This window comes from Nocardioides sp. YJ-D4 (genome assembly GCF_054031495.1).
Genome location: NZ_CM132932.1, coordinates 1,617,420 through 1,629,192, shown reverse-complemented (window position 1 = coordinate 1,629,192; position 11,773 = coordinate 1,617,420). Strand labels below are relative to the sequence as shown.

Below are 11,773 nucleotides of genomic sequence, written 5' to 3'. Positions count from 1 at the left end.
CTCCGTTGACTAGGTCGGAAGGGGTCGGATGGGTCGGGCGGATGAGGAGGGGATCAGGTGGCGGCCGCGACCAGATCGTGGTCCTGGGAACCGGGCTCGTCGCCCGGCTCGGCGCGAGTGAAGACGGAGAAGGCGTCGATCGTGACCGTGCCCTCTCCGACGAAGACGCCCAGACGGCCCGTCGGGCGGTCGTAGATCCGCGTGCTCAGTACGGTCGCGTTGTCGACGGTGGCCACGCAGATGTCACCGTCGACGATGACCTCGAGCTCGTGCACTCCGGGCTCGAGGTGGCAGGGACGCTCCAGCTCGATCGCGAACGGTACGTCGCCCGAGATCTGCCACTGCTCGGTGCCGGTGCTCCGGCGGGGCCAGCGGTCGAAGACGAGGCGGCCGCGCTTCGGTTCGAGACGAAGAACGTAGGCCTCGTCACCGTCGGCGCTCGCACGCAGCAGTACGCCGCACTCGGTCGTGCCGTCCGAGATGCCGAACCTGACGACCGACCGGAAGGCACTCGGTGCATCGGTCGAGGTCAGCACCTCGGCACGGCTGCTCGGTGCGTCCAAGAGCGTTCCTGCGGCGATCCCGGCGCCGTCGGCGATCTCGGTGTCCAACGTGTCGCGCAACCCGTCGGTCGGATGGAACGCGAGGGTGCCGTCCGGCCGCTGGTCGGCCTCGAGCACCGCCATCGTCCCTGCCCACTGCCAGGCGCCGTCGTCGCGGGCGCCCTCTCGCGAGGCGATCCAGCCGAAGAAGAAGCGGCGGCAGTCGCGGCCGGCCGACTTGGCGGCGTAGAACGCGCGTCCGTCGAGCGTGTCGTGCTCCGGCACGATCCATGGGCCGTGCTGGCTACGTGACATGCGGTAGCGCGTGGTGAAGGCGTCACTGAACTCGGAGTAGACGAGATACCACCACTCGCCCCACTGGAAGACCTCGGGACATTCCATCGCGACGTACCGCTGGGGGTCCCAGAACGGCTCCGCGGGCTCCCAGCGAACCAGATCGCTCGAGACGCACTGCGCGATCACGCCACGCCGCCGGGCCGGTCCCTCCGCACGGCGTGCGGTGATCAGCATTCGCCACAGCTGCGCCTCCTCGTCCCAGAAGACGAAGGGGTCGCGCCAGTCGCCGGTCTCGTAGCCGTCGGTGGCGCCGAACGTGTCTTGGGGACGCCGCTGCCAGGTGTGCATGCCGTCGTTGCTCGTTGCATGCATGACCAGCTGCAGCGGTCGGCCGTCTTTGCCCGTCTTGGCCGGGTTCTGGCCGGTGTAGAAGGCGTGATGGGTGCCATCGGCCTCCAGCACGATGCTGCCGGTGTAGACGTTGAAGTCGTCAGCCGAGGTCCCACCCGATCCGATGGCCTCGCCGAGCTCCTGGAAACCAGCGAGGTCCTCCGTCACCACCCGGTGCCACGGCATTCCCTCGGCCGGAGTCCGACGAGTCTCGCGCAGGTAGAAGAGGTGGAAGGTTCCGTCCTCCTGCCATGGGATGACATCGCCCACCCATGCACCCTGCGGTCGGTAGAAGCCCTGCTGGCTCATGACACCTCATTCGTTGGTTAACCGGTTACGCAAGAACCATAGATGTGACACAGGTCACTGGTCAAGCGGTTAACCAAGTTGTCTCAACTCAAGGCGGTGGGACCGAGCCCGCCGACGCGATTCCTGTCCCGAATTCGTTTCCCGACGGTCTCAGTGGCTTGTGTGACCAGGATTGAGGTCTCTCGCGGTCAGAAACGTATGGCGCGGGTCACGGTCTGAATCGTGAGCGGTGGAGGTCGGCCTCGACGCCTTCAGGTCAGTCGCGTGCGCCGTGTTCGGCCCTGGTGCATGCCATCTGGATGAGGTGCACACCGTGGGACGTCCTGAACGTCACCTGGATCTGCGGTTGCGGCCTGCGAGAGCGAATCAGCCCAACGCGCGCCAGTCCACCAGTTCGTGCATGCCCGCACCCGCCGTCACGAGTGGCAGGACGGGCACGAAGCAGCGAGACGACTGACCCAGCAGGAAGCGAACAGCTGCTGCAACGTCTTCGGCTGGGATCATCCGATCGCGGGTGTGTTCCGGGGCCCAGCTGGTGCCGGGGGTGTCGACTAGTCCGGGTGTCAGCGCGGTGACATGTATGCCGTCGGGGCTGAGCTCCGCGTGGAGGGAGCGGGATAGAGCAACCAGGGCTGCCTTGGTGGCGGAGTAGACCGATGCGTACGGGGGCGTCTCGGTCGCCGTCATCGAGCTGACGTTGATGATCCAGCTCGCGCCGTTGCTCCTCGCGGCGTCGCTCAGTTGAGGTAGAGCTTCCTGGATCAGTCTCACGGCGCTGCGGAGGTTCAGGGCGAGCTCCAGGTCGAGCTCCTTGGAGGTCTTCTGCTGGATCGGGCCGATGAGGCCGGCGCCGGCGTTGTTGACGAGGAGGTCGAGCCGAGCGTGACGGCGTACGTGTTCGGCGACCACATCCCTGGCAAGGTCGTTCGCCAGGTTGGCGGCTACGACGTGGACCCGCTCGGAGCCAAGCTTGGCAGCGGCGCTCAGCAGCTTCTCGCGGTCGCGGCCTACCAGGGTCACTGACCAGCCCTGGTCGACGAGCATGGCAGCGATGGCCAACCCGATGCCGGCTGAGCCCCCTGTCACCAGTGCTGCTGGGGTGCTCATGCGAGGGAGCGCCGCTCGTCCTCGACCCGAGCCACGATCTGTGCGTGCAGGCGCTTCTTGTCGATCTTGCCGACCGCGGTCTTCGGCATCTCCTCGATCCACTCGAGCCGCTCAGGCCACTTGAACTTGGCAACCCCGAGGCTGTCGAGGTGATGTTGGACGTCGGACATGGAGAGCGGCTCTCCGCGTCCGACGAGATAGGCACAGGACCGCTCCCCGAGCCTCTCGTCGGGCATGGCTACCACAGCAGCGCCGATGATGTCGGGGTGGCGCAGCAGCAGGACCTCGACCTCTTCGGCATTGATCTTCTCGCCGCCGCGATTGATGACGTCCTTGAGTCGCCCCTCGACCGAGAGAAATCGTTCGGTCCCGTAAGTCTGCACCGCGACCAGGTCTCCGGTCCGATAGAGCCCGGTCGAGGTGAACGCGCCGAGATTGTGCTCGGCGGCATCGAAGTATCCGCGCAGTGTGTAAGGCCCCGAGCAGCAGAGCTCTCCCACCTCTCCATCGGCAACCTCATCCTCGGATCCTGGGGCCAGGACCACGAACGTGTCTGCAGGAGAGAGTCCGGAGCCGACCGTCGTGAGGCGGGCCTCTCGGGGTGCGTCGAGCGGGGTGACCGCGAAGAACCCCTCGCCCATTCCGAACAGCTGACCGCTCCAGATGCCGAGTCCTTCGAGACGCTCGAAGATCGGAAGGGGCACCTTTGCACCTGAGAGCACCACCGTCCGAAGGGTCGGTGCGAGCCTGTCGAACTCGGGGGAGCGGATGGCGTTGTAGTGGCCGTGGCCGAGGAGCACGTCGGTGACCTGGGAAGCCGCGAGGAGTGGTAGAGCCTCGGAGAGGTCGGGGGTAGCGAGGATGAGCGCGCCCCCGACGCTGTGGGGGCCGTGCAGTCCGCAGACGATCCCGGCGTTGTGGATCAGCGGGATCAGGTGACCGTTGCGGGTGCTCTCGTCCCAATCCCACGCAGCGGCGTAGGCGCGTGCGTTGTACCAGTACTCGGCGTGCAGGCGAGGGATGACCTTCGGGACGCCGGTGGTTCCTCCCGACAGTTGGAACACCGCGACTTCGTCAGGATCGACGCCCGCCTGAATGGAGTCGACGATCTTGCGGGCGGTGGCGGCATCCAGGTGCTGACCTAGATCCTCGATCCGAGTTCCTGCCCCGTCGGCGGCTGCCGCGATCGTGAGGAGATGACGTAGCCGGGGATGTTCGGCCTGCTGCTCCTCGGCGAAGGCGACGAGGTCGAAGCCGCGGGTTCCCGACTCGACCAGGTGCGCGACGGCCCCGGTGCGCTCGGCGATGGTTCCGATCTCGTGCGCGCGGTGCACGGCCAGCGTGCACACTGGGATCAGACCGGCCTTGAGGACCGCGTACCAGGCGACGACCGTCAACAGTCGGTTGGTGACCTGGAACAGGACGCGATCTCCGGGTTCGAGGCCGAGGTCGACGAGTCCGGCGGCCACGCGGTCGGACCGCTCGTCGAGCTCGGCATAGGAGAGCCGACCCTCCGAGGTGATCACCGCGTCGCGCTCGGCGTATCTCTCGGCGACCGCGCGAAACTCGGCCGCGATCGGGAGAGTCCCCCAGAGACCCTCGGCGCGGTACGTCGACACGAGCTCCTGCGGGAACGGGACGACTCGTCCCGCCCAGTCGATGCTGCCCATCCTGTGCCCCTCGGCATCTCGCCGCGACGGCCCGGTGACCGTCGACATCAGTCTGCACCGTAGACCGGAATCGACGCGCGCGTCAAGTTATTGACGTAGCTGTAAAACAAGCATATCGTGGAGACACTTGTCGTCGGCCGAAAGGCATCACCGTGGAACTGCGTTCCGTCGCCGTCCTGGGCGGAGGACCAGGCGGACTGTACGTCGCTCGCCTCCTCAAGCTGCGCCATCCCCACTGCGCCGTGGACCTGTACGAGCAGAGCCCACCGCACCAGACCTTCGGCTTCGGTGTCGGTCTCGCGACCCGAACCCAGCGCAACCTCGAGGCCGCTGACCCGGAGAGTCTGGCCGCGATCGTCGAGCGGTCGTTTCAGCACGAGATGGCGATGGAGGTCCGCGGACAGCGTGCGCTGCTACCGGTCGACAACCTCATCGCCATCGGTCGCTCCACCCTGCTGGACGTCCTCCGTCAGCATGCCGAGGATGCCGGCGTCCGGTTGCATTACGGCGAGCGGGTCTCGGCAGCGGAGATCGACGCCGAGCTGATCATCGCGGCGGACGGGGTTAGCAGCGCGACCCGGGAAGGGGCCGAAGACGCATTCGGTGTCACCGTCGAGACTCATGATTCCCTCTATCTGTGGTGCGGAACCGACTTCGCTCTCCCGAGCGCCGTGTTCCTGCCCGTCGAGACCGAGCACGGCACCTTCGTGGCTCACGGATACCCCTACGCGCCGGACCGCAGCACCTTCCTCGTCGAGACGGACGAGGAGACCTGGCGCCGAGCCGGTTTCGACCTGACGACGGTTCGTACCCCGTTCGACCAGACCGACGAGGAGTCGCTGGCCTACCTCAGCGCCGCGTTCCAGGACGAGCTGCAGGGTCACCCCCTCATCGGAAACCGGACCCGCTGGCTTCAGTTCCGCACCGTCCAGTGCGCCCGATGGCACCACCACAACGTCGTACTGCTGGGAGATGCGGCACATACGGCGCACTACTCGATCGGCTCCGGGACGAAGCTCGCCATGGAAGACGGCATCGCACTCGACGCCGCCCTGGCGGCCGCGCCGGACCTGCCGTCGGCACTCGTCCGCTACGAGACCGAGCGCCGGCCCGCGGTCGAGCATCTCCAGGAGACCGCTCGGCGCAGCATGCGCTGGTGGGACACGTTCCCCGATCGGCTCGACGTCCCTGTCGACCAGCTGCTCATCGCCTATATGACGCGTGCCGGGAAGGTGAGCGTCGACCGCTTCGCCGCCCTCGCCGGCGATGTCGTACGTCGCGGGCTGAGCCACTACGCCGGGTGTGCGGTCTCCGACGTGCCCGACGACGACCGAACCCCGTGGATCCTGTCGCGGCCCCTGGTTCGAGACGACCGGACATGGTCATCACGGTCGATTTCCCTCGAGGAGCTGGGCAGCCATCACGAGCTCGTTGTCGATGTACGCGACCCTTGGGGTCCGGAAGGGGACGCCCTGGTGAAGCACCTGGCCACCGATATCGACCACTCCGCGCGCAGTGTCCTCCTTCGATCCGGGGACGACCTCGGATCGACGCTCACGATGTTCGATCTGGGCGAACGACTGCGCCGGGAGACCGGCGCGGTGGTTGCGGCGCGGATCGACGAGCGCTGGATCGAGCATGCCGTCGCCGGGCTGGCCAGTGGCCGCATCGACCTGGTGGTCCGCACAACATCGTGATGTGCCGCTCGTCTGCACGGGGCCCGATCTCCTTCGCGGAGATCGGGTCCCGTGTCGTCCGGATTGATCCTCACCGAAGACGGACGGCAGACAGATCGAAACCGCCGGCCCACGGAAAACTCCCGTGGGCCGGCGGCTGCGTTCGGCAATCAGAACCGCTGGCGGAGCCAGTCCTCGATACGCGTCGCCGCCAGCGACGTGCCGGTCGGCGCGCCGGGACGGATCGGCCCACCGAAGTGGGTGCCCTGCACAGCATCAACGGTCAGGTCGCTCGCAGCCAGCGCATTGCTCATTGCCGCGATGTCCGATGGGAAGGAGGCCTGATCGCCGGTGAACTCCAGAAGGAGGGTGGGGACGGTGACCCCCGGAGCACAGCGGACGAAGTCGGCGTGGGTGGTGTTGGCCGACCACGTCGAGAGCCAGGCATCAGCCGTGCTGAGCCGGCCGAAGCCGACGAGGCCGTAGTTGGTCAGGTCCGGGCGTCGCCCGAACAGGGAGCCGTACGGCCGTTCGTTGGGGTCGAGGGTGAGGTCCACGTTCCGCAGGTCTGCGTCTGTCCGGTAGACCGTGATCAAACGAGGGGCAAGCGCACGCCGCCGGTCAGCGGCAACGCCGCCGTTCCTGAAAGCACTGTTTGCTGCTACGGAGGCGGCAACGTGCGCACGTGCAATCTCGTCGATCCGTTGCAGCCGCCGCTGCTGCGCCTTCCGGTAGCGCTGGACGAAGTCGGCGGCGTAGCTGGTCGGCTCCGGGGCCGCCCGATACCCGTTACGGGGGTCGAACGGATCGAGCTCCGGGTCGATCGACAGCGGGTCGGACTCGTCAACGACGGAGGGGTCGATGACGCGCCGGAGCAGGGCCCCCTGGCCCGGATGCGGCGCCAGGAAGACCACGCCGTCCGGTAGCGGCATGTCGGCGCTGCGCAGTGCGACCGGGCGTCCCGATGGGGCCGTGGCGAGTCGCTGCGCCGGATCGAGACGGGCCTGTTGACAGTAGAAGGCAGCGAGTGTGCCGCCGCCCGAGTGGCCCAGAGACACCACGCCGAGGCCCCGCGACCGCAGGAACGAGTGCCCGGCTGCGAAGTCGAGGATCGCCTGCTCGTGGATGAGGGTGAGGTCGTTGTTGGGCGACCGCGAACCCTGGGTCCACACCGCGTATCCCGCGCGGAGGAGGTACGGCACGAGCGAGTGGTGGGTGACGTCCTGCCGCGGGTGCATGATCGTCACGACGGTCTGCGCGCCTGCAGGCACCCGCAGCAGGCCGGTGACCTTGGCGTCATCAGCCGTGACGAGCTCATGGACCGAGGTCACCGCTCCGTCGGGCGCGTCGATCGTGTCGACGTAGCGGCCGGAGCCGAGCCGCGTGGCCGTGCCTGCGTGATCCGCTCGGGGGCCGGTCATCGACGCTCCATCCGGAGCGCGTCCTTGTCCCACTGGGTGATGCGGCAGCCCTCGAGGCCGGCGACGCAGCTGTACCAGACGGCGTGCCGTGCGCCGGTTGCCCGGCGATCGATCACGACGGGGTCCTCGGACGCGATGACGAAGTACGGACCGAGCTTGTCGACCTCCACACCGGGCGCCTTCTCGGCTACGGCGGCGATCGCGGTGTTCTCGGGAACATCGAGCACGAAGAGGCGGTGGGTCATCGCGCCACCGGCCCTTCCGGTCCGGCGACCTGGTCTGGGCGTACGTCCTCGACGAACGCCTTCTGATGCCCCTGCCATGCCTCGGCGCGCTCGACGATCAGCTCCGCTTTGCGTACGAGCAGGTCGTCCATGCCGGCGCCGGGACGCTGGGCGATGTCGACGAGGGCGTCGATGGTCAGGTTGGCGTCAAGGTCCTCCTGCGGGGTGACCGGGCGCAGTGCACGGGTGATCTCGACCATGTAGCCGTTGGGGTCATGGGTGTAGATCGACTCGATCGTCTCGTGCTGGATCTGCATCTCGACGGGCCACTGGCTCGCATCGAGCCGCTTGCGGTACTCCAGCAGGTGGTCCTCGCTGTCGACATGGATCGCGAGGTGGCGCGAGCGGACGAACCACTCCGGCGTCCCTTCTCCGAACTGGGCGTACACGTCGCCTTTCGTCACCTCGGGCGCAGGCAGGCCGAAGTAGTAGAAGAAGGCGATTCGGTCATCGTTGCCGATGTCGAAGAAGAAGTGGATGAAGTCCGGGTGGTCATCAGGGCCCCAGCCGGCGGCACAGATCGAATGCACGACCGGGAAACCCAAGGTGTCCCGGTAGAAACGCACCGTGCCGACGGGGTCGAAGGTGGGGAAGGCGGCGTGGTCGACGCCACGGACCAGGTGCTGGTCGGAGAGCGAGCTCATCGGATTCCTTTCGCCGTTGGTCGTGGGGTCAGAGGGTGGGCTGCAGACTGTCGGTGCGCAGCAGGGAGCCGGCGCCGGGGATGTCCACCGACAGTCCGGCAGCCCGCAGGATGCTGAAGGCGCCAGCCGTCGCGGCGGACAGCACCGGCACGCCCAGCTCTTGCTCGGCCACCTCGACGAGGGGGAGCGACGGCATCTGGACACAGGCGGAGATGACGAGTGCGTCGACCTCAGTCAGATCGAGGCTCCGGGCCGCCTCCAAGACCCGATCACCGGGGATGCAGCCGACCTCGCGGTTGTCCTCGACCTCGAGCGCACGCCAATCGGACACTTCGAAGCCTTCGGCCTCGAGGTACGCCACGACCTTCTCTGCCAGCGGCTTCATGTAAGGGGTGACCAGCGCGATGCGCCGCGCCGACAGCGCTTGGAGCCCTTCGACCAAGGCCCCCGCGCTCGAACGCACGCGCGCATCGGCACCGCCGGTCGCGAGCTGCTCGGCCACGAGACCCTCGACCCGCTGGTGCTCGCCCGGCCCGACAGACATCAGGGCGACCAGGCAGGCATAGAGAATGACGTCGGGAGAAGCGTCACCCAGCTCGAGGATGCAACGCTCGCGCTGCGCGTTCATCGCGGCGAGCTGCTCGGGGGAGACCTTCGCCATCCGCATGCGGCTGGCGTGGAACGAGAAGCTCGCCAGCGGGTGGCGGTTCAGGATGGCCGGCATTTCCGTCTCGACCGTCACGTTGGAGCTCGGGACGACCAAGCCGATTCGTACGTGGTTCATGGGGGTCCTTTCGTCTCCGTCCATCTTTCAACGCATGTGACGAAAAGTCAACGCAAGCGTCAATTCGTCGTGATCTGGGCTCTTGACGCGTGAGTCAAACTATTGACGAAGATGTCGAGTCGATCTACGGTCTGCGTCGACACCAAGGAGTTCGACATGCAGACACCTACGACCGCGACTGGAGCCGGGCTCAACGTTCGGCGAACCCCCAGGGCCGTTCTCGCGCTGAGTTTCGCTGCGCTTGCCCTCGAGGGCTACGACCTGATCATGTACGGCACGGTGGTTCCGAGCCTGCTGAGCTATCAGGCCTGGGATCTCACCCCTGAACGAGCTGGCTTCCTCGGATCTCTCGCCGTCTTCGGCATGCTGGTGGGTGCTCTGGGATCGGGGGCCCTGACGGACAGGATCGGACGCCGCAGGACCATGGTCCTGAGCGTGACCGTGTTCTCTGTCGCGATGGGGTTGTGTGCCGTCGCCGGAAGCCCCGGCCAGTTCGGGTTCTTCCGGTTCGTCGTCGGCCTCGGAGCCGGCGGACTCATGCCAACTGTCGTCGCGCTCATCGTCGAGTACTCGCCGAGACACCGGCGAAGCTTCAATACGGCCGTCGCCTTCGCCGGCGTCGGTATCGGCGGCGTCTTCGCGGGCCTGCTCGCCATCGTCCTCGTCCCCGCCTACGGCTTCCGGGTGATGTTCGCCGTCGGGTTGGTGCCGCTGATCATCGTGCTGCCTCTCCTGCTTCGCCACCTTCCTGAATCGGTTGAGTACCTTCGGGCTCGGGGCCGCGCCGGTGAGGCTCGTGCGGTGATCGAGCGCCATGGCCTCGACGTCGACCTCGAGGGCATCGACGCCTCGGCTGCCCCCGCGGCTGCTGGGGATGCGACCGGACGACGGGCGCAGGTGCGCACCATCTTCGGCAAAGAGCTGCTGGCGACCACGCTGCTCTTCTGGGTGGCGACGTTCCTGTGTCTCCTGGTGCTGTTCGGTGCGAACGCGTGGCTGCCGGCGCTCATGGTGAAGGCGGGCTACGGCCTGGGTTCGGCGCTGTCCTTTCTCCTCGTGCTCAACCTCGGTGCCGTCTTCGGAACCTTGGCCGCCTCGCCCCTGGCCGATCGACTCGGCTCGAAGCCGGTTGTCGCCGCGGCGTTCCTCGCTGCCGCGGGGTCGCTCTCCCTGCTCGCACTGCATCCGCCGACCGCTGTCGTCTATCTCCTTGTCGCTGTGGCAGGAGTGGGCACGACCGGAACCCAGATCTTGATCAACACCTATGTCGGAAGCTCCTATCCGACCGACAGCCGGGCGACGGCGCTCGGCCTGTCCCTGGGGGCCGGCCGCCTGGGCGGGGTCCTGGGACCCATCTATGGCGGCTATCTGCTGGCGACCGGACTACCCGCCTCTGGCCAGTTCTACGCGTACGCGGCGCCTGCGCTCGTCGGCTGCCTGGTCATTCTCGCCATCCCCGGCGCCAAGCGCACCAGCCCGGCCCCGGGGACTGGTACCCATGCGTGAGGCTGTCATCGTCGGCACCGCGCGGACGCCGATCGGAAAGGCATACCGGGGCGCGCTGAGCGGAGTCTCTGCGCCGGCGATGGCGGCGCACGCCATCGCCGCCGCCCTTGGCTGCACGTCGGTCGAGGGCGGTGAGGTGGAGGACGTCGTCCTGGGTTGCGCCATGCAGGAAGGTACGTCCAGCTACAACGTCGCCCGGCAGGCCGCCCTTCGAGCGGGACTTCCGACCAGCGTTCCAGGGATGAGCCTGGACCGGCAGTGCGCCTCGGGCATGATGGCGATCGCGACCGCTGCGAAGCAGATCGTCGTCGACGGCATGCAGGTGACGGTCGGAGGCGGCGTCGAGTCGATCTCGTTGGTGCAGAACGAACACCGCAACACCTACCGCGCACGGGACGCCTGGCTCGCGGAGCGAGGGCATGCGATCTACGTGAGCATGCTGGAGACGGCCGAGACGGTCGCGGACCGCTACCGCATCACGCGGGAGAGGCAGGACCATTATGCCCTCGAGTCACAGCGGCGTACGGCCGCGGCGCAGGCTGCAGGTCTGTTCGACGACGAGATCGTCCCGTTCCGCATCGAGGCCGATGAGGGCAACCGCCCGTCGACGACGATCGAGGGCCTCCGCGGCCTGCCGACCGTACTCCCTGACCGTCCAGGGCATGCCGCGACGATCACCGCAGGGAATGCGTCGCAACTGTCGGACGGGGCTGCTGCGGTCGTCCTCATGGAGGGTGGCGAGGCCGCTCGGCGCGGCATCGAACCACTGGGGGTCTACCGTGGGATGGCAGTGGCCGGATGCGAGCCGGACGAGATGGGGATCGGTCCGATCTTCGCGATCCCGCGACTGCTGCGCCAACACGGCCTGAGCATCGATGACATCGACCTGTGGGAGCTCAACGAGGCCTTCGCCTCCCAGGCGGTCTACTGCCGGGACCGCCTCGGAATCGACCCTGACAGATACAACGTCAACGGGGGAGCCATCGCCATCGGGCACCCGTACGGCATGAGCGGTGCCCGCATGGTCGGCCATGCGCTCCTGGAAGGGCGACGCCGTGAAGCGCGGTACGTCGTCGTCAGCATGTGTGTCGGCGGCGGCATGGGTGCAGCCGGACTCTTCGAGCTGCGATGACGCGCCACTCT

At 67.4% G+C, this 11,773-nt stretch carries 10 protein-coding genes; 3 read left to right on the top strand and 7 right to left on the bottom strand.

Features of this window, described 5'->3' with window-relative positions:
• Positions 1 to 53 precede the first annotated feature (53 nt).
• The 3 genes from ACW14X_RS07935 to ACW14X_RS07925 form a co-directional block, all read right to left on the bottom strand.
• Entirely contained in the window at positions 54 to 1,538 is a 1,485-nt protein-coding gene (locus tag ACW14X_RS07935) for a GH32 C-terminal domain-containing protein (RefSeq protein ID WP_457165229.1), read from the bottom strand.
• A gap of 366 nt (positions 1,539 to 1,904) precedes the next feature.
• Positions 1,905 to 2,645, bottom strand: a complete 741-nt coding sequence (locus ACW14X_RS07930; RefSeq protein ID WP_160024926.1) for an SDR family oxidoreductase — start codon at positions 2,643 to 2,645, stop codon at positions 1,905 to 1,907.
• Positions 2,642 to 4,363 carry a (2,3-dihydroxybenzoyl)adenylate synthase gene (locus ACW14X_RS07925; RefSeq protein WP_457165228.1) on the bottom strand — a complete coding sequence of 574 codons (1,722 nt, stop codon included), beginning with the start codon at positions 4,361 to 4,363 and terminating at the stop codon, positions 2,642 to 2,644. Before ACW14X_RS07925 ends, ACW14X_RS07930 begins: the two co-directional genes overlap by 4 nt.
• A 104-nt stretch (positions 4,364 to 4,467) precedes the next feature.
• On the opposite strand from ACW14X_RS07925, the gene ACW14X_RS07920 reads away from it, so the two are divergent.
• Positions 4,468 to 6,012: an FAD-dependent monooxygenase gene (locus ACW14X_RS07920; RefSeq protein ID WP_350838303.1), complete on the top strand. Its 1,545-nt coding sequence runs from the start codon at positions 4,468 to 4,470 to the stop codon at positions 6,010 to 6,012.
• Positions 6,013 to 6,161: 149 nt separating this feature from the next.
• Here ACW14X_RS07920 and ACW14X_RS07915 read toward each other — a convergent pair whose 3' ends face one another.
• The 4 genes from ACW14X_RS07915 to ACW14X_RS07900 are packed head-to-tail and all read right to left on the bottom strand — an operon-like array spanning position 6,162 to position 9,124.
• Positions 6,162 to 7,412: an alpha/beta hydrolase gene (locus tag ACW14X_RS07915; protein ID WP_457165227.1), complete on the bottom strand. Its 1,251-nt coding sequence runs from the start codon at positions 7,410 to 7,412 to the stop codon at positions 6,162 to 6,164.
• A complete protein-coding gene (locus tag ACW14X_RS07910) occupies positions 7,409 to 7,657 on the bottom strand; it encodes a hypothetical protein (protein WP_457165226.1) in 249 nt (82 codons plus the stop codon). Before ACW14X_RS07910 ends, ACW14X_RS07915 begins: the two co-directional genes overlap by 4 nt.
• Positions 7,654 to 8,340: a VOC family protein gene (locus ACW14X_RS07905; RefSeq protein ID WP_457165225.1), complete on the bottom strand. Its 687-nt coding sequence runs from the start codon at positions 8,338 to 8,340 to the stop codon at positions 7,654 to 7,656. Before ACW14X_RS07905 ends, ACW14X_RS07910 begins: the two co-directional genes overlap by 4 nt.
• Before the next feature lie 28 nt (positions 8,341 to 8,368).
• Entirely contained in the window at positions 8,369 to 9,124 is a 756-nt protein-coding gene (locus ACW14X_RS07900) for a maleate cis-trans isomerase family protein (RefSeq protein ID WP_457166056.1), read from the bottom strand.
• Positions 9,125 to 9,280: 156 nt separating this feature from the next.
• On the opposite strand from ACW14X_RS07900, the gene ACW14X_RS07895 reads away from it, so the two are divergent.
• Both ACW14X_RS07895 and ACW14X_RS07890 read left to right on the top strand, forming a co-directional pair.
• Complete coding sequence (locus tag ACW14X_RS07895) at positions 9,281 to 10,630, top strand: MFS transporter (protein ID WP_457165224.1); 1,350 nt, start codon at positions 9,281 to 9,283, stop codon at positions 10,628 to 10,630.
• Entirely contained in the window at positions 10,623 to 11,762 is a 1,140-nt protein-coding gene (locus ACW14X_RS07890) for an acetyl-CoA C-acyltransferase (RefSeq protein ID WP_457165223.1), read from the top strand. Before ACW14X_RS07895 ends, ACW14X_RS07890 begins: the two co-directional genes overlap by 8 nt.
• Positions 11,763 to 11,773 lie beyond the last annotated feature (11 nt).

What these genes read in the sequence shown, in the direction of transcription:
- ACW14X_RS07935 (WP_457165229.1), bottom strand. Translation starts at nt 1,538, where the DNA reads ATGAGCCAGCAGGGCTTCTACCGACCGCAGGGTGCATGGGTGGGCGAT.
- ACW14X_RS07930 (WP_160024926.1), bottom strand. Translation starts at nt 2,645, where the DNA reads ATGAGCACCCCAGCAGCACTGGTGACAGGGGGCTCAGCCGGCATCGGG.
- ACW14X_RS07925 (WP_457165228.1), bottom strand. Translation starts at nt 4,363, where the DNA reads ATGTCGACGGTCACCGGGCCGTCGCGGCGAGATGCCGAGGGGCACAGG.
- ACW14X_RS07915 (WP_457165227.1), bottom strand. Translation starts at nt 7,412, where the DNA reads ATGACCGGCCCCCGAGCGGATCACGCAGGCACGGCCACGCGGCTCGGC.
- ACW14X_RS07910 (WP_457165226.1), bottom strand. Translation starts at nt 7,657, where the DNA reads ATGACCCACCGCCTCTTCGTGCTCGATGTTCCCGAGAACACCGCGATC.
- ACW14X_RS07905 (WP_457165225.1), bottom strand. Translation starts at nt 8,340, where the DNA reads ATGAGCTCGCTCTCCGACCAGCACCTGGTCCGTGGCGTCGACCACGCC.
- ACW14X_RS07900 (WP_457166056.1), bottom strand. Translation starts at nt 9,124, where the DNA reads ATGAACCACGTACGAATCGGCTTGGTCGTCCCGAGCTCCAACGTGACG.
- ACW14X_RS07895 (WP_457165224.1), top strand. Translation starts at nt 9,281, where the DNA reads ATGCAGACACCTACGACCGCGACTGGAGCCGGGCTCAACGTTCGGCGA.
- ACW14X_RS07890 (WP_457165223.1), top strand. Translation starts at nt 10,623, where the DNA reads ATGCGTGAGGCTGTCATCGTCGGCACCGCGCGGACGCCGATCGGAAAG.